Source organism: Cupriavidus sp. 05N39 (genome assembly GCF_056397325.1).
Window position 1 is genome coordinate 1 of the sequence record NZ_JBFTNE010000127.1, and the last position, 17187, is coordinate 17187.

Genomic DNA, 17187 nt, shown 5'->3' on the forward strand with positions numbered 1-17187 from the left:
GTCTGGTGCGCCGGTTCGGCGTCCAGGTCGTTGATCACCAGGCGCGCGCCTTCGCTGGCCAGGCGCCTGGCAATCGCGTTGCCGATACCACGGCCGGAACCGGTGACCAGTGCCACCTTGCCGTCAAGTGTTCCCATGTCTTATCTCCTGAATTTGTGAATTTACTGAATTTGCTGAACTTGCTTGGGGTTACAGGGCGACGACCGCGTCGCCCAGGATCTTGGTTTCGCCATATTGGTTGGCGGTCTGGATTTCCAGCTTGATGCGCTTCTCGCCGTTCACTTCCAGCTTTTCCACCACGCAGCCGCTGCAGGTGATGCGGTGGCCGAGATGCGTGATGCCGACAAAGCGCACGCCGAATTGGCGCAACTGCCGCTGGTCAACCCACAGCGTGAGCAGGCGGCCCAGATAGGCCATCGACAGCATCCCGTGCGCGAACACGTCGGGCATGCCGGCCTTGCGCGCGAAGTCGGTATCGATATGGATCGCGTTGTGATCGTTCGAGGCGCCGGCAAACAGCGCCAGCGTGGTGCGGTTGATAGGCTCCAGCGTCAGCGGGGGCAGGGTGTCGCCGACCTGGATCTGCTCAAAGCTCAAATTGCTCGGATTGCACGGATTGCTCATTGGGGGTCTCCGGTTCAGCCGTTGCGCTGCACGAGTACGCTGCGCAGGTCGGCCACATGTTCGCCGTCCTGGTTGGTCACGCGTGTCTCGCGTACCACGAAGTCCAGCGCGCCGCCTTTCTTCTCGTAGATGTCGGTGATGCGCGTTTGCAGGTGCAGCGTGTCGCCCGCATAGGCCATGCGGTGGTAGGTGAAGGACTGTTCGCCGTGCAGGATGCGCTCGACCTTGATGCCGAGTTCGTCGCGCCAGGCGCTGGGCGGCTGCACCAGTTCCAGCGAAAAGAGGAAGGTGGGCGGCAGCGGCAGGCCGGGGTGGCCGGCGTCGCGCGCGGCGGCTTCGTCGAGATAGATCGCCCTGGTCTCGCCGGTGGCCTTGGCGAAGAAGCGCAACTGGCTGGCGGCGGCGGTGGTGCGGAAATCCGCGATCACCTTGCCGATGAATTTCTTGTCAATCATGGGAAAGACTCCGTCGGGTAGCGTTCGGTAATCAGCGCAATCAGGCGTGCTTCTTGTAGACCGTGACAACGCACGCGCCGCCCAGCCCCAGGTTGTGCGCCAGCGCCACCTTTGCGCCCTCGACCTGGCGCTGCTCCGCCGTGCCGCGGATCTGGTGCGTCAGCTCGTAGCACTGGGCCAGGCCCGTGGCGCCGAGCGGGTGGCCCTTGGACAGCAGGCCGCCGGACGGGTTGACGACCCAGCGGCCGCCGTAGGTGTTGTCGCCGTCGTTGACCAGCTTCTCCGCGCCGCCTTCTTCGCACAGGCCCAGGCCTTCGTAGGTCAGCAGTTCGTTCTGCGCGAAGCAGTCGTGCAGCTCGATCACATCCACGTCCTCGGGGCCGATGCCGGCCTGCTCATAGACGCTTTGCGATGCCGAGCGCGTCATGTCGAAACCGACCACGCGGATCATGTCCTTGCTGTCGTAGGTGCTGGGGGTGTCGGTGGTCAGTGCCTGGCCGGCGATCAGCACGTCGGTGCGCAGGCCGCGCTTGCGGGCGAATTCTTCCGAGACCACGATGGCGGCGGCGCCGCCGCAGGTCGGGGGGCAGGCCATCAGGCGCGTCAGCACGCCATCCCATAGCATCGGCGAGGCCAGCACGTCTTCCGGCGTGACGATGTTGCGGAACACAGCGAGCGGGTTGCGCGCGGCATGCTGGCTGGCCTTGGCGCGGATCTTGGCGAAGGTCTCCAGCCTGGTGCCGTACTTGGTCATGTGCGCACGGCCCGCGCCGGCGAACTGGCGGATGGCGCTGGGCAGGTCGGTACGGTCGACCAGTTCGTTGACCAGGTTCAGCGCGCGCTCCAGCGCCGGTGCGCGGTCGCTCCACTTGGAGCTGAGCGCGCCCGGCTGCATGAACTCGAAGCCCACCGCCAGCGCGCAGTCCACCGCGCCGCTCTGCACCGCCTGGCGTGCCAGGAACAGTGCCGACGAGCCGGTGGCGCAGTTGTTGTTGACATTGATGACCGGGATGCCGGTCATGCCCGCATGGTAAAGCGCCTTCTGGCCGCAGGTGGAATCGCCATAGACGTAGCCGGCGTAAGCCTGCTGCACGTCGGCGTAATCGATGCCCGCATCCTCCAGCGCCTGGCGCACCGCGTGCGCGCCCATCATGTCATAGGTTTCGCTGGTGCCCGGCTTCTTGAACGGGATCATGCCGACGCCGGCGACGAATACTTTACGAGTCATGTCATTCTTCCTTCGGATTGCGGTGGTGTTTACGATGGCGATATGAATTACATCTTTCGCGAGATCAGGTCGCGCATGACCTCGCTGGTGCCGCCGTAGATCCGCGTGACGCGGGAGTCGGCAAAGGCGCGCGCCACCGGGTACTCCAGCATGTAGCCGTAGCCGCCGTGCAGCTGGACCATTTCGTCCAGTGCCTTGCCCAGGGCTTCCGTGGCATAGAGCTTGGCGATGGCGGCTTCTTCCAGCGTCAGGCGGCGGCGCACGTGCTCGGCGAGGTAATGATCCACCATCAGGCGCACGGCCACGGCTTGCGCCTTGATGTCAGCCAGCTTGAACTTGGTGTTCTGGAAGTCCCACACGGTCTGGTTGAAGGCCTTGCGTTCCTTCACATAGTTGATGGTGTGTTCCAGGCAGACTTCCAGCTTGGCGGCGGCGCTCACGGCGATGCTCAGGCGCTCCTGCGGCAGTTCGCCCATCAGGTAGGCGAAGCCCTTGCCTTCCTCGCCCAGGCGGTTGCCCACCGGCACGCGCACGTTGTCGAAGAAGAGTTCGGCGGTGTCCTGCGCGTGCTGGCCCACCTTGTCGAGCTTGCGGCCGCGGCGGAAGCCTTCGCGGTCGGCTTCCACCATGATCAGGCTGACTCCCTTGGAGCCGGCGCTGGGATCGGTCTTGCACACCATGATGATCAGGTCGGCATTCAGGCCGTTGCTGATGAAGGTCTTGCTGCCGTTGATCACGTATTCGTCGCCCTCGCGCACGGCGGTGGTACGCACGGCCTTGAGGTCGCTGCCGGTGCCCGGTTCGGTCATGCCGATGGCAAGGATGGCCTCGCCGGAGCAGACCCTGGGCAGCCAGCGTTGCTTCTGTTCCTCGCTGCCGATGCGGTTGATATACGGGGCAATGATGTCGGAGTGCACGCCAAAGCCGGGGCCGCTGACGCCGGCGCGCGCGACTTCCTCGTTGAAGATCGCGCAGTGGCCGAAGTCGCCGCCGCCGCCGCCGTACTCGGTCGGCAGCGTGATGCACAGCAGGCCCTCGCGGCCGGCCTTGAGCCAGGTTTCACGGTCGACCACGCCAGCCTTGTCCCAGGCGGCCTGGCGGGGAACGCATTCGCGTTCGAGGAAGCGGCGCACGGTGGTGCGGAACATTTCGTGGTCGTCGCGGAAGACGGTCCGGGTGACTTGCATGTGAAGCTCCGATAGAAAGGGTGAGGGCGTTGGTCCGCTCTTAGCGTACGCAGGCGACGTGTGCCGCGGGTTCGGGGTGGAATAGCTGATCGACCAGGTGCGCGCGGCGCGCGCGGGTGGTTGCCTGGTTGACGTAGCCCTTTTCGGCCATCTCGTTGGCGTCGATCGAAGGCGGCTCGGCCATCAGCAGCACGCGCCGCACGCTCAGGCTGGCGCCGTCCTTGCCCTGGGCGCGCAGGCGTTCGCATAGCGCATTCACCACCAGCGGGTGCCGCACCAGCGCTGCGGCGTCCAGTTCGGCCAGCTCCGGGGCCAGCGCACGGCAGGCGGCGAGGTTGGGCCAGGCCAGCGCGGCGAGGTAGTCGTGATCGTGGCCGCAGATGACGGCATCGGTAATCAGCGGCGCGCATCGATCGATCAGCGCCAGGCGCACGGCGCCGGTGCGGACCCAGGTGCCGTTGGCCAGCTTGAAGTCCTCGACCACGCGCCCGGCGAACACCAGGCCGCGGGCCGGATCGGCGGGATCGGCCAGGCGCACGGCGTCGCCCAGGCAGAAATAGCCCTCATCGTCGAAGGCCGCGGCGGTGAGGTCGGGGCGCTTGACGTAGCCGGAGAAAACGAAGGGGCCGCGCATGCGGATCTCGAAACGCCCGTCGCCACCGTCCAGCGGCACCAGCTTGATCTCGGCACCGGGCATCGGCACGCCGACATTGCCGACGCCGTCGGTGGCCCAGCCGCAGTACACGCCCATGGCGGTGGTTTCCGTGGAGCCCAGGCCGGAGCAGAAGACAATGTGTTCGCCCACCGTCTGTTCGGCCACGCGCTGGATGCGCTGCAACACGTCGCCCGGCAGGCTGGCGCCGCCATAGCCGAAGCTGACCGCATTGGCGAGCAGGCTGCGCGCCAGCACCGGGTCGCGTTCGAGTTCAGTGACCAGCGCGCTCCACGCCGACGGCACGCTGTTGAACATGGTGGGCGAGACTTCGCGCAGGTTGCGCACGGTGCGCTGGAACAGGCCGGGCAGGGGGCGGCCATCGTCAATGTAATGCGTGGCGCCCAGCACGATGGCGCGCGCGAAGTTGGTCACGCCGCCCAGGCCATGGTGCCAGGGCAGCCAGTCGAGGAACACCGGCTGCCGCTCGATCAGGGCGGCGAGGTTCTCCGCGTGATAGGCAGTCACCGCGTTGAGATTGCTGTAGGCGGTGGCCACGCCCTTGGGGACACCGGTGGAACCCGAAGTAAACAGCACGCGCACCGTGTCCGTGGGACGGATGGCGGCGTGCGCGCTGGCCAGCGCGGCCAGCCGCGCCGGCGTCAGCTCGGTGGCTGCCAGGCTGCTCCAGGCGTGCTGGCCGGCTGCCGCGCCTTCCACGGCGATAACCGCCGCCTTGTAGCCTTCCAGGGCCGCGATGGCACGCTCGAAGGGCGCGGCCGATTGCACGAACAGTGCCGCGGGCGGCACCAGTTCAGCTACGCCCTTCAGACGGGCGAAATCGCGGCTGATGGTGGAGTAGGCGGGCGACACCGCGGCGGCGGGCACGCCCACGTACTCGGCGGCAAGCAGCACGACGGCCTGCTCGATGGAGTTGCCGGAAAGCAGCATCAGCGGACGGTCTTGTCCGAGGCCGAGTTCCAGCAGCGCGGCGCCCACGGCCTGTACCTGGTGCCACAGTTCGGTCCAGGTGATTGTGCGCCATGCGCCCTGCGCGTCGCGCTCGCGGAATGCGGCGTTGGTGCCGCGGCGCTCTGCCCAGTAGGGCAGGAAGTCGGCCATGCCTTGCTGGGGGATCTTGGTCGGCGGCGTGGCGCAGCGCAGCAGAAGCGTGCCGTCGGGGCGGCGCTCGATTAGGGTGCGGCGCTTGGGGAAGCAGACCGGGCGGTAGGGGTGATCGGTGGCGGCTGGCGGGTGCGCGGCCGTTGGGGTGTTCATTGGGGCTGTCTCCTGGGCTGGATGCGGGTGGGGCGCGTCAGCAGGTTGTTTTTTTGGGGTCCCGGGGGGTGGGTTTTGGTATGGCGTTACGGTAACGCTAAGAGGGGGTGGGATATAACCACCCGCGTTAGGTGGCTTTGCTTTTTTGGGGCCGCGTGTGGGGGGAACCGTTGTGTTTGCCGGGGGGTGGGGTTTTTGGGGGGCGGCGTTGGTTTTTGCACCCAAGTGCGTACGACATCCCCCTGCGGGGGACGCCGGTCACTCATCAGACTCTTTTCTGCCCGACCCACACTACCGTCTCGCCACCTCGCGCTCCACTGCGGGGACGGGGCGCGTTCATACCATCTCTTCTTTGCTTCGGCAAAGAAGACTAACGAGAAGAAGGCCGACCCTGCCGGGGGCAGAGCAATCGCGGGTGCGCAGGGTGCTGGTTTCGTCGTATGGGCAGCGGTTCTGCTGGTATCTGCCGTTACCGGCTTGCAGGGCCTCGCAATGGCATGCCCATGGGTTTCGTGGTGGTGCCCCTGACCTCGTGTGCAGTGCCCCTTCCCACATCTGCCGTTCGCGGTGCGAGGGTCTGCGCCGTTTCGGGTGTGGCTGGTTTCGTGGTTTTGTCTCGGAGAGCAGGCGCGGTGATGTTCGAGCGTGACCCTCGCGGACCGGTCCGCCATGCCCACCACGAAACCAAGGGCGTTGATAGCAAGGTGCCGCTCGCGCTGGTACGGCAGGGCATCAAATGGCTGGACGCTTGCCGCCAGAGACAAAACCACGAAACCACCGATGCGGGCGGGATCGTGGCGCTCGGCACCGCGAACGGCAGATGTGGGAAGGGGCACTGCACACGAGGTCAGGGGCGCCACCACGAAACCCATGGGGCACGCCATTGCGATGCCCTTCGAGCCGGTTGGACACGCCAGCCAACACACAGGGCCGTACGACGCAACCACCGAGGCCCACAAGCCTGATTGCTCTGCCCCCGGCAGGGTCGGCTTTCTTCTCGTTAGTCTTCTTTGCCGAGGCAAAGAAGAGTGACCGGCGTCCCCCGCAGGGGGATGTCGTACGCACTTGGGTGCAAGATGCCAACGCCGCTATGCAAGCGCGGCCCTCGGCGGACCGGTCCGCGATGCCCACCACGAAACCAAGGGCGTTGATAGCAAGGTGCCGCTAGCGCCGGTACAGCAGGGCATCAAATGACCGGGCGGCTACCGTTAGAGACAAAACCACGAAACCACTACTGCAGGTAGGATCGCGGCGCTGCACATCGCGAACGGCAGATGTGGGAAGGGGCACCGAGCAAAGCGAATCAGGGGCCCCACCACGTGACCATTGGGTGATGCCATTGCGATGCCCTTCGAGCCGGTTGGGCACGCTAGCCAACACACAGGGCCGTACGACGCAACCACCGAGTCCCACAAGCCTGATTGCTCTGCCCCCCGCAGGGGGATGTCGTACGCTGTTGGGTGCAAAAACCAACGCCGCCCCCAAAAATCACATACGGTTTAACCCCCCCCACCCCCCAACTCCATATCCCGAACCCGAGCCACAGCCTCATCACGACTACTAACCCCAAGCTTGCGAAAAACATTCCGCAAGTGCCACTTCACAGTCTCCGGCGACAGCCCAAGCGTCCGCGCGATTTTCTTGTTGGGCAGCGCCTGCCCAAGCAACCGCACCACATCGGCCTCACGCTCGCTCAACCCTTCCATGCCGGCGGCATTTGCCGGCTGCCCATCGGAGGAGAGAGGAGACGTGTCCGGAACGGCACCCCCCAGCGCCTCCCGCGCGGAGCGCAGGCGTTCGACATAAAAAGCCAGCAACGGGTCCGCCGCCTGCCCCAGTGTGATCTCACCGACCAGGTCAAGCCCCGCCGGATCCGCATCGAGCAGGCTGCGCACCAGCCCAAGCCTGTGCCCCCGGCGCAAGGCCGCCAGCATCTGGTCGCGCGCGGCATCCGGCAGCCCGCGCCGGAAGTCGACCACCGCGCTTTGCCACTGCAACTGCGCCACCTGGCGCTGCCAGCCCCGCGCATCGCACAGGGCGATCAGCGGCGCCAGGCGCTGCGCCGCCCCGGCAAGGTCGTCATGCGCAAGGCACATCTGGATGCGTGCGCGTTCGGCCACCACCCGGATCTCATCGAGCGCGCTCGGCTGTGCGTGCGGGTGACGCGCATCGATGACCTCCAGGCGCGCCAGCGCGGCCTGCGCGGCGTCCGGATCGCCGCAAGACAGATGGCGCTGGACCTGGTCCCCCAGGCTATGGGCCAGCAAGCGATCCAGGCCACGTTGCGCCGCGTACTCTTCCAGCCGCTCCAGGTAGGCAAACGCATCGAGCTGATGCCCGGCCGCCCAGTGCGATGCCGACAGCGTTCGGAGCACCCGCAGCACCGAGTCGGGAATCGACACGCGTTCCAGCACGTCCACGCGGTCTTCCAGCAGCCGGCGCGCGCCCGCGATGTCGTTCTGTTCGTAGAGCACTTCGCCAAGCAGCGCGGCGGCAAAGTAGCCGGGTTCGGCCGCGGCGCTGCCGGCCTTGTCCGCCTCGAACAGGATGTCCCGGCAGATGCGCTCGACCTGGATCATCTTGCCCTCCAGGGCGAAGCTGAAACCGACCATGCAGCGTCCGTTCAGGCTGCCGCCGCTGGTGCCCAGCAGCGGCGCGCCTTCCGCCAGCAGCGGCGGCGCCTCGGCCTGGATGCGGCGCGCGCGCTCGTACTCGCCAAGGTGCATGTACAGCCACGAAAGCAGGTTGTTGCGCGCGCCGAGGGTGACCGGTTCGGCGTCGGCGGGCGCCTGCATTAGCCGGGGCACCAGCGCCAGCGCGCCATCGGTATCGTCGCATTGCACGGCCAGCCCGAAGCGCAGGATGGTGAGCCGGTAACTGGCCACCAGGTCGGTTTCGGGAATGTCGGCGAGCAGGCGCTCGATGCTCACCGCGCAGGCGTCGAGGTCGCGCGCGAAGATCTGCATCTGCAGGGTCATCAGGCGCAGCTTGATGCGCGCCTCGATCTGCTCGGCCGGCAGCAGGCGCATCAGCCCGATCAGCTTGCGCAACTCCCCCCGGGCGGTGAGCGTGCCGGCATATTGCTGCACGAGATCCGCGGCCGCGTCGGCTTCTCCCGCCAGCACGGCATGGCGCACGGCTTCTTCCAGCAAACGGTGCGCGCGGAACCAGTGCCAGGCGGCCGCATGCACGGCGCGCTGCTGTGCCTCGCTGCGCGCGCCGAAGCGCTGGAGCAGGGTTTCGCGCAGCAGCGGATGCAGCCGATACCAGGTTTCCCGGTCGGGCCCGTCGACGGGCGCGATGAACAGGTTGTCGTTGTCGAGGCGGGCGAGCAGGGCGACCACATCGGCGGAGCTTTGCGCCTGCTCGTTCAGCGCCACGCAAAGCGAGGCGCTGAAGCGCTGGCATGCCGCCGCGCGCACCAGCAACTCCGTCTCGGCGGGCGCCAGGCGCGCCAGCACTTCACGTTCGAAATAGCCGGCGAAGGCGCCGGCATTCTGCACATTGGCGCGCACGAAACTGTCGGCGCCGGACTGCGCGCCGCTGTGTTGCCGGCGCCGCTTCCAGTGCGTGGCAAACAGCTGCAGCCCGGCTACCCAGCCATCGGTCAGTTCGTGCAGCTGGCGCGCGTCGCGCGCGCTGATATCGCCGAGTTGCGCCTTCAGGAATTGCCCGGATTCCGCCAGCGTGAAGCGCAGGTCGCGCTGGTCCAGTTCCAACACCAGCCCCTGGTCCCGCAGGCGGCCGAGCGATAGCGGTACGTTGCCGCGCGACGCCAGCACGATATGGAGGTTAGGCGGCGCGTAGTCGAGCAGCCATTGCAGCGACTCGTGCACGCGGGCGTCGGCAAGATGGTGCAGTTCGTCGAGCACCAGCACCAGGTCGCGCGGATGGCTGGCGATGCCTTGCACCAGCGCCAGCACGGTGCGCTCGACGACTTCCGCATCCATCCCGCGGCCGCCCAGCAACGCCGCCTCGCGTGTCATCGCGGTATCGACCTGGGCCAGGCTGCCCAGCAGGGCATCGAGCCAGCGCGCCAGTTCGTTGTCGTCGGCTGACAGGGTCAGCCAGGCAACATCGAAGCCTAGTGCGAGCAGCGCCTGGCGCCACGCCAGCAGCGTGGCGGTCTTCCCGCAGCCGGCCGGGCCTTGCAGCACGATCGCGCGGCGGCGCCGTGCCTCGGTCAGTTGCGCAAGCACGCGTTCGCGCGCCAGAACCCTGACCGTGTCGCGTGGCGGCTGGTGCTTTGTATTGCTGGTGGATTCCGGCGCCGCGCTGGCAGGCGGGCGAGCGCCGGGGGAGGAGGGGCTTTGCGGCATAGGTGACCGGTGCCTTCTTGTCTCCGAGCACTGGCCATGCCGGCCAGCGTCGATGTCAATCGAAATGGTGATGCATTGTACAGGCGGCCCGGCGCAATTCGGCCGGCGCGCCGGAGCGGCGTGTGCTCCGCATGCATCCCGCTCTTGCCTCGCTCGGGCAGTCGCCCAGCCACCCGGATCAGGTGGGCGGCCCCAAACCAGGGCTTGCGCCATGCATGGCTAGTATATATTTCGCGCAATCCCCGAAGCGCGCGTTCTCCCGCCCACGCGCCACGTCCGGACACCCGATATCCACCGGGACAGGCCGGCGGTCCTTTTTTCGCACCGCCTGGCCCGCATTGCCGAGAGCCGAATTTCGATGGAACGGTATCAACCTGCTCCCACTACCAAGCTGGCGCCGCCTCGCCTTGGCAGCCGCTCGATCCCGCGCGAAGACCTGCTTGCCGGCCTGCACGACGCGCGCCAGCGCAAGCTGGTGCTGATCACTGCCGGCGCGGGTTTCGGCAAGACCATCCTGATGGCGCAGTGGCGCCAGAAGCTGATCGGGGAGGGCGCCAGCGTAGCGTGGCTTTCGCTGGACGCCGAAGATGAAGCGCCGGAGGTGTTCCGCGCCAGCCTGCGTGCCGCCTTGCAGCATGCGCGGCTCGCGCCGCCATGGCAGGACGATGCGCTGGCGGCCCCGGAATCGCTGGCTGCCGGCTATATCCAGGCGCTGGCCGGCGCGCGCGAAGAGCTGTACCTGATGATCGACGAGTCCGACCGGACCAGCCATCCCGCCAGCCGTGCCTTGCTACAGGCCATCCTTGAGGCACGGTTGCCCAACCTCCACGTCGTCATGGCATCGCGCGAGGCACCAGCCCTATTGCTGGGCCGTCTGCGCGCAGTGGGGGAGCTAGGTGAAGTCGGCGGCGCGGACCTGGCATTTTCCTTCCGGGAAACGCTTGCCTTCCTGCAGGCGCATCTCGATGCGCGCGTGGGCCTGGACGCCGCCACGCGGCTCCATGCGCTTTGTGCCGGCTGGCCGATCGGGTTGCAACTGATGGCGGCCTCGTTGAAGGCGGGGCAGCGCAATCCGGTGCGCCTGCGCGCGCTGGCGCCCGATGCGGATAGCCTGCACGCCTACTTGTCGGAAGACGTCGTGGCCGGGTTGCCAGCGGAGTTGCTCAACTTCATGCAAGGCTTGTCGGTGCTGCCGCGCTTCAATGCGGCGCTGGCCGCCCATGTCACGGGCTCGGAGCATGCGGACGCGCTGCTCGCCGCTGTCGACGCGCGCGGCCTGTTCCTGTTGCCCGCGCAGGAGGACGACCAGGCCCGCTGGTACCGCTTTCATCCCATGTTCGCGGCATTCCTGAGCCAGCGCCTGGCATGCGGCCAGCAGGACGTGGCTGGCCTGCACCGGCGCGCCACCGGATGGTTCGTGCAGCAAGGGCGCTTTGCCGAGGCGATTCCGCATGCCTTGCTGAGCGAGGATTTCGATGCCGTTGTCCGCCTGATCGAGTGTTCGATGCCGGCCTTGCCCAGCGTGAGCCAGTTGCGGGCCTTCCGGCAGTGGGCCGAAATGGTGCCTCCCGCCCGGCTGGCGGCGCATCCGCGCCTGCTGCTGCTCGCCGCCTGGGCGAGCGCGGTGACGGCGCGGCCCGTCGAAGCCGAGCAATGGCTGAGCGCCCTGGAAGCCGTCAGGGCTGGCGCCGGCGGGTCGCGGCATGGCAGGCTGCTGCGCGCCGTGATCGCCATGCAGCGCGACGAAGTGGCGCTGCTGGACGGCACCCTGGCAACGCTGGAAAACGTCGCGCTGGGCCATCCGGCGCTGGAGCACATCAGGCTTGGCCTGACCGTGCGCAGTCTGACCGCGCGCGGCCGCCACGCGCAGGCGCGGGATATCCTGGGCTCCGCCGCCGCAAGCGCGATGCGCACCGGCACGGGCGAGCTGGCGCTGATGGCCAGGGCAAGCGCCGCCAGCGCAATCCTGCTGGAGGGCAATGCGCTGCAAGCCGAGCGCATGGGCAAGGACGCGCTCGCAGAGGCGGAACGCCACCATGGCCGCCGCTCGGTCAGTGCCTGCTGCTGCGCGGCAACGGTGGCCGTGGTCCTGTACGAACGCGACAAGACCGAGGAAGCACGGCAGGTGCTGGCGGATCGCCTCGACATGTTCAAGCTATCGTCGCCCGATGTGGCGCTGCGCGCCGCGCTGTGCCATGCGCGCCTGCAAATGCTTGGCGGGCTGCCGCACGAGGCCATGGCATTCCTGACCGATATGGAAGCGCATTTCCGCAGCCGTGGCATCTGGCGCGGGATGGCGCATATGGTGGCGGAACGGCAGCGGATCGTGCTTGCCGGCGGGGACTGGCGGCACGCGCAGTCGCTGCAGGCCACGCTCGACGGCCTGGCGCATGACCAGACGGGCGCGGAACCGCGCGCGGCCGAGATCGTGGCGATCGCAGCGCTGTCGCGTGCCAGGCTCCTCCTGGACATGGGCGAAGCGCAAGGTGCGCTGCTGGCGCTGGACGACGTCCGCGCCACGGCCACGGCACTGGGCAGGGAGGGGCTGATGGTCACCACCGATCTGCTGCAGGCGCTGGCGCTGGATGCGCTCGGGCGGCGCGACGAAGTGATGGCATGCATGGAGCCGGCAGTGGCCACGGCTTACCGGCTTGGCCTGGTGCGCACGCTGCTGGACGAAGGCAAGGGCGTTCGCGTCCTGCTGGGCTGCCTGCCGCGGCGCAGGGACAGTGCGCAGGAGGACTACCTTGCCGGCCTGCGGGGGATGCCGCTTGCCATGCCCGCCGCCGGGCCCGATCGCACTGTCGCGGCGGCGCCGCAGGATGGCCTGACGGCGTTGTCGGGCCTGACCAGGCGGGAGCGGGAGATATTGGGGCTGCTCGAGCAGTCGATGTCGAACAAGAGAATCGCGCTGGCGTTGAATATCAGCGAGTTGACGGTCAAGTGGAATCTCAGGCAGATATTCGCCAAGCTTGGCGTTTCGCGGCGCTACGATGCCATCGTGGCCGCGCGCACGCAGGGGCAGCAGACGGGGGCTGGCTGACGGGGCTGCCAGTGCGATAGCTCGCGCGCGCGATGCCAGCAGCACCCTGTTCGATGCGGTCGACYAGTTCAACCAGGCGGCCGATGTCATCGCCGACGGCGCCTGGGAGGCGCATGGCGGCTGCATCCGGGCCGAGTCTCCGGGGCGGGCCGCAGTGCCGGTGCCGCAGCCGTAGCAATAGCAATAGCAGTAGCAGTAGCAGTAGCAGTAGCAGTAGCAGTAGCAGTAGCAGTAGCAGTAGCAGTAGCAGTAGCAAGCGCCTTAGTGCGACTCCGAGGCATTGTTCGGCGCTGGCCGCGCGTCCTCGCGGGCTGCGGTCAATGTCGTCGGCGCAGGCACACCGGTGATCTTGGGTACGCATTCGGAGTGGAACCAGGCGGCGGTAACGGGCGCGCCCGCCAGCATGCGCTTGATCGGCGGCACCACCTGCTCGCCGATCAGCATGCCCAGTAGCCCGATCAGCGCGACCACGGGCGGCCCCGGCGAGCGGACCTGCAGCATGGCGTAGATGATGCCGACCAGGATGCCGGCGCCTAGCGAAATGAGATAGAGCTTCACCGCGTTTCCAGTATTCAGTGTTCAGTGTTCAGTGTGGGTCGCCGGCCCGGCCATGTCAGGCAGCACAGGCAAGTGGAGGCGGCCGTCGCGCTTCATGCCGTGCGCGCGGCGGCGCGCCGGTTCAGGTCCTCCCACGCCACCAGCACGAAGCCGCCGACCAGTCCGATATGCTCGAAGAWGGCGTTGGCCAGCATGAACTGCTCGGCCGGCGGCGCCGCCCAGAAACGGTTGGCGAGGAAGGTGGCCATCAGCGTGAAAACGGCCAGCGCCAGCGCGCCGAGCCAGCGGTAGAAGCCCGACAGGATCATCAGCGACGCCCCCAGCTCCAGCACGATCACCGCGGCAGCCAGCGGCACCGCCGGCGCGAGGCCGAAGTGCTGCATCTCGCCGATGGCGCCGGCGAAGTCCATGGCTTTGACCAGGCCACCCTGCAGGTAGGCGGCGCACAGCGCCAGCAGCGCGAGCCAGCGCAGCCAGGACGGCAGCCGCGTGGCGCTGGCCGCCGGGGTCAATGCGGAAGCGGGGCGGTTCATGTCGGGTCTCCCTGCTTCAGAAGGCCCAGCACGAGCAGCCGAGCGCACCCCAGAAGGTGCTCTCATCCGCGGCCGGCACGCTCGCGGTCCAGGCGCTGGCATGGCCGTGGCCGTGCACGCCGCAGGCGCTGGCGCAGCCGCACGCGGTGTTCAGCGCGAGCGCCTTCGCCTGCGGGCGCGGCTGGTAGCCACCCCCACGGCGCACCGGCGACCAGTCCGGCATCGCGGGCGGCAGCGCCGGCGCGAGCTTGTCGAAGTCGCCGTCGCCGTACACCACCTTGCCGCCCAGCACGGTCATCACCGAGGTGATGTCCTGGATCTCGTCCCCGGGCACGCCGAAGTAGTCGGCGGACAGCACAGCGAGGTCGGCGAGCTGCCCGGCCTTGATCTGGCCCTTCTTGCCCTCCTCGGAGGAGAACCACGTATTGGCCTCGGTCCACAGCCGCAGCGCGGTATCGCGGTCCAGCAGGTTGGCCTGCGGATACATCGACAGCCCGCCCACCGTCTTGCCGGTGGTCAGCCAGTACAGCGAGACCCACGGGTTGTACGAGGCCACGCGCGTGGCATCGGTGCCGGCGCCGACCTTGACGCCGCGCTCCAGCATGCGCTTGATCGGCGGCGTGGCCTCGGCCGCGCGCGCGCCATAGCGCTCGACGAAATACTCGCCCTGGTAGGCCATGCGGTGCTGCACGGCGATGCCGCCGCCCAGCGCGGCGATGCGGTCGATGTTGCGGTCGGTGATCGTCTCGGCGTGGTCGAAGAACCAGTGCAGGCCGTCGAAGGGCACATCCCTGGCCACCTTCTCGTAGACGTCCAGCGCGCGCGAGATGGTCTCGTTGTAGGTCGCATGCAGGCGCCAGGGCCAGCGGTTCTCGGCCAGCAGGCGGATCACCGGTTCGAGGTCGCCTTCCATGGACGGCGGCATGTCGGGCCGCTCGACGCGGAAGTCCTCGAAGTCGGCAGCACTGTAGACCAGCATCTCGCCGGCACCGTTGTGGCGGTACAGGTCGTCGCCCTGGCCCGGCTTGATCTGCCTGGACCAGCCGCTGAAGTCGCTCAGCTCGTCCTTGGGCTTCTGCGTGAACAGGTTGTAGGCCAGGCGCACCGTAAGCTGCCCTTCCTTGTGCAACGCCTCGATGATGTTGTAGTCCTCGGGGTAGTTCTGGTAGCCGCCGCCGGCGTCGATCACCCCGGTCACGCCCAGGCGGTTGACCTCGCGCATGAAATGGCGGGTGGAGTTCTTCTGATACTCGGGCGGCAGCTTGGGGCCCTTGGCCAGCGTGGCGTACAGGATGGTGGCGTTGGGCTTGGCCAGCAGCAGGCCGGTGGGGTTGCCGGCCTTGTCGTGCACGATCTCCCCGCCCGGCGGATTCGGCGTGTCCCTGGTATAGCCCACGGCGCGCAGCGCCGCGCCGTTGAGGATGGCGCGGTCGTAAAGGTGCAGGATGAATACGGGCGTGTCGGGCGCGGCCGCGTTCAGCTCCTCGATGGTCGGCAGGCGCTTCTCGGCGAACTGGTGCTCGGTGAAACCGCCGACCACGCGCACCCATTGCGGCGCGGGCGTGCGCGCCACCTGGTCCTTGAGCATGCGCATGGCGTCGGACAGCGAGCGCACGCCGTCCCAGCGCAGTTCCATGTTGTAGTTCAGGCCGCCGCGGATGATGTGCATATGGCTGTCGATCAGCCCGGGAATGGCGCGGCGTCCTTGCAGATCGACCACCTGCGTGGTGTTGCCGGCCAGTTGCATGATCTCAGCGCGGGTGCCGACGGCGACGAACTTGCCGTCGCTGATGGCGACGGCTTCGGCCTGCGGATTGGCGCGGTCGAGCGTGGCGAACTTGCCGTTGACGAGGATAAGGTCGGGCGTGCTGGATGCGGTCATGGCGAAACTCCGGCTGGCGGCGGGTCAGTGACAGGGGTAAGGGCAAGCCAGGCCGTCCCGGCCCGGCATCGGGGCGCGGGACGGCATCCGGTCAGGCGGACAGGAAGGCCAGCAGGTCGGCGTTGACCTGGTCGGCGTTGATCACGCACATGCCGTGCGACGCGCCCGGATAGATCTTCAGCGTGGCGTTCTTGACGAGCTTGGCGCTCAGCTTGGCCGAGTCGTCGATCGGCACGATCTGGTCGCCGTCGCCATGCAGGATCAGGGTCGGCACGTCGAACTTCTTCAGGTCCTCGGTGTAGTCGACTTCCGAGAACTCCTTGATGCACAGGTACTGGCCGAGGATGCCGCCGGTCATGCCCTGTGCCCAGAACGCGTCGATGGTGCCTTGCGAGACCTTGGCGCCGGGACGGTTGAAGCCGAAGAACGGCATCGCCAGGTCCTTGTAGAACTGCGAGCGGTTCTCCGTCACGCCCTTGCGGATGCCGTCGAACACGTCCATCGGCAGGCCGCCGGGGTTGGACGCGGACTTCACCATGACGGGGGGCACCGCGCCGATCAGCACCGCTTTGGACACGCGTTTGGTGCCGTGGCGGCCGATGTAGTGGGCCACCTCGCCACCGCCGGTGGAGTGGCCGACCAGCGCCGCGCCCTTGAGGTCCAGCGCTTCGATCAGCGCGGCCAGGTCGTCGGCGTAGGTATTCATGTCGTTGCCCTTGGCGGGCTGGCCGGAGCGGCCATGGCCACGGCGGTCGTGGGCAATCACGCGGAAGCCGTGCTGCACCAGGAACAGCATTTGCGCGTCCCAGGCGTCCGCATTGAGCGGCCACCCGTGCGAGAACACGACCGGGCGGCCCGCGCCCCAGTCTTTGTAATAGATCTGGGTGCCGTCCTTGGTGGTGATGGTGTCCATGCTGTGTGCTCCTGGCGTGTGGTGGGACGCGGCGTGGGCCTGCGGCTTGCCGGTGGCGACCGCGGCGGTGCTGCCCAGCGCCGCGACGGCGGCCGCGCCGACCGTACCCGCGCCGGATACCAGCAGYTTGCGCCGCGACGGGCTCCGGGCCGTGTCCTGCGTATTGGATTGCGCGCTCATGCGATGTCTGACCGAGGTGTATGGGTGGTTGGTCCGTGGCCTTGGCCGCGTTCAGCGGGCCGGCACCGGGGCGATGGATTCGTGCGGCGTGGCGGTGCGCTGCTCGGCCTTGTGCACCATGGTGTAGGCGTAGTCCACACCCATGCCGTAGGCGCCGGAGTGTTCCTTGACCAGCTTCATCACGGCGTCGTAGGTGTCGCGGTGGGCCCAGTCGCGCTGCCATTCGAGCAGCACCTGCTGCCAGGTCACCGGCACCACGCCGGCCTGCACCATGCGCTGCATGGCGTAGTCGTGCGCTTCCTTGCTGGTGCCGCCGGAGGCGTCGGCCACCATGT

General features: G+C 67.8%; 12 protein-coding genes and 1 pseudogene. 1 reads left to right on the forward strand and 12 read right to left on the reverse strand.

The features are described 5' to 3' along the window. From AC1DN0_RS35930 to AC1DN0_RS35960, 7 genes are all read right to left on the reverse strand, one after another. Positions 1 to 137: SDR family NAD(P)-dependent oxidoreductase (locus tag AC1DN0_RS35930; protein WP_477146407.1), on the reverse strand; the 137-nt coding region annotated here is incomplete at its 3' end. A gap of 52 nt (positions 138 to 189) precedes the next feature. Next, a complete protein-coding gene (locus AC1DN0_RS35935) occupies positions 190 to 624 on the reverse strand; it encodes a MaoC family dehydratase (protein ID WP_477111561.1) in 435 nt (144 codons plus the stop codon). Positions 625 to 638: 14 nt separating this feature from the next. Beyond that, positions 639 to 1079, reverse strand: a complete 441-nt coding sequence (locus tag AC1DN0_RS35940; protein ID WP_441633502.1) for a MaoC family dehydratase N-terminal domain-containing protein — start codon at positions 1077 to 1079, stop codon at positions 639 to 641. 40 nt (positions 1080 to 1119) lie between these two features. After that, a complete protein-coding gene (locus tag AC1DN0_RS35945) occupies positions 1120 to 2307 on the reverse strand; it encodes a lipid-transfer protein (RefSeq protein ID WP_045242677.1) in 1188 nt (395 codons plus the stop codon). A gap of 47 nt (positions 2308 to 2354) precedes the next feature. Further along, positions 2355 to 3494 (reverse strand): acyl-CoA dehydrogenase family protein, encoded by a 1140-nt coding sequence (locus AC1DN0_RS35950; RefSeq protein WP_441633498.1) that lies wholly within the window; start codon positions 3492 to 3494, stop codon positions 2355 to 2357. A 40-nt stretch (positions 3495 to 3534) separates the two neighbouring features. Continuing rightward, complete coding sequence (locus tag AC1DN0_RS35955; RefSeq protein WP_477111560.1) at positions 3535 to 5424, reverse strand: feruloyl-CoA synthase; 1890 nt, start codon at positions 5422 to 5424, stop codon at positions 3535 to 3537. Between the two features lie 1499 nt (positions 5425 to 6923). Next, positions 6924 to 9743: a winged helix-turn-helix domain-containing protein gene (locus tag AC1DN0_RS35960; protein WP_477111559.1), complete on the reverse strand. Its 2820-nt coding sequence runs from the start codon at positions 9741 to 9743 to the stop codon at positions 6924 to 6926. Between the two features lie 358 nt (positions 9744 to 10101). Here AC1DN0_RS35960 and AC1DN0_RS35965 point away from each other — a divergent pair, with 358 nt between their 5' ends. Further along, positions 10102 to 12786, forward strand: coding sequence for a winged helix-turn-helix domain-containing protein (locus tag AC1DN0_RS35965; RefSeq protein ID WP_477111558.1), 2685 nt, complete (start codon positions 10102 to 10104; stop codon positions 12784 to 12786). Positions 12787 to 13047: 261 nt separating this feature from the next. On the opposite strand, the gene AC1DN0_RS35970 is transcribed toward AC1DN0_RS35965, so the two are convergent. The 5 genes and pseudogenes from AC1DN0_RS35970 to AC1DN0_RS35990 all read right to left on the reverse strand — a co-directional run. Further along, positions 13048 to 13344 carry a XapX domain-containing protein gene (locus AC1DN0_RS35970; RefSeq protein WP_477111557.1) on the reverse strand — a complete coding sequence of 99 codons (297 nt, stop codon included), beginning with the start codon at positions 13342 to 13344 and terminating at the stop codon, positions 13048 to 13050. Positions 13345 to 13436: 92 nt separating this feature from the next. Beyond that, positions 13437 to 13877, reverse strand: a complete 441-nt coding sequence (locus tag AC1DN0_RS35975; RefSeq protein ID WP_477146406.1) for a DoxX family protein — start codon at positions 13875 to 13877, stop codon at positions 13437 to 13439. Between the two features lie 16 nt (positions 13878 to 13893). Next, positions 13894 to 15759, reverse strand: a complete 1866-nt coding sequence (locus tag AC1DN0_RS35980; protein WP_477103640.1) for an amidohydrolase — start codon at positions 15757 to 15759, stop codon at positions 13894 to 13896. 91 nt (positions 15760 to 15850) lie between these two features. After that, complete coding sequence (locus tag AC1DN0_RS35985; RefSeq protein WP_441630469.1) at positions 15851 to 16672, reverse strand: alpha/beta fold hydrolase; 822 nt, start codon at positions 16670 to 16672, stop codon at positions 15851 to 15853. Positions 16673 to 16903: 231 nt separating this feature from the next. Then, positions 16904 to 17187 (reverse strand): annotated as a pseudogene (locus AC1DN0_RS35990) (hydrolase); the annotation flags it as partial.

Excerpts from the sequence above, each read along its gene's own strand:
- AC1DN0_RS35950 (WP_441633498.1), bottom strand. The coding sequence starts at position 3,494 with ATGCAAGTCACCCGGACCGTCTTCCGCGACGACCACGAAATGTTCCGC.
- AC1DN0_RS35985 (WP_441630469.1), bottom strand. The coding sequence starts at position 16,672 with ATGGACACCATCACCACCAAGGACGGCACCCAGATCTATTACAAAGAC.
- AC1DN0_RS35960 (WP_477111559.1), bottom strand. The coding sequence starts at position 9,743 with ATGCCGCAAAGCCCCTCCTCCCCCGGCGCTCGCCCGCCTGCCAGCGCG.
- AC1DN0_RS35955 (WP_477111560.1), bottom strand. The coding sequence starts at position 5,424 with ATGAACACCCCAACGGCCGCGCACCCGCCAGCCGCCACCGATCACCCC.
- AC1DN0_RS35980 (WP_477103640.1), bottom strand. The coding sequence starts at position 15,759 with ATGACCGCATCCAGCACGCCCGACCTTATCCTCGTCAACGGCAAGTTC.
- AC1DN0_RS35940 (WP_441633502.1), bottom strand. The coding sequence starts at position 1,079 with ATGATTGACAAGAAATTCATCGGCAAGGTGATCGCGGATTTCCGCACC.
- AC1DN0_RS35945 (WP_045242677.1), bottom strand. The coding sequence starts at position 2,307 with ATGACTCGTAAAGTATTCGTCGCCGGCGTCGGCATGATCCCGTTCAAG.
- AC1DN0_RS35965 (WP_477111558.1), top strand. The coding sequence starts at position 10,102 with ATGGAACGGTATCAACCTGCTCCCACTACCAAGCTGGCGCCGCCTCGC.
- AC1DN0_RS35935 (WP_477111561.1), bottom strand. The coding sequence starts at position 624 with ATGAGCAATCCGTGCAATCCGAGCAATTTGAGCTTTGAGCAGATCCAG.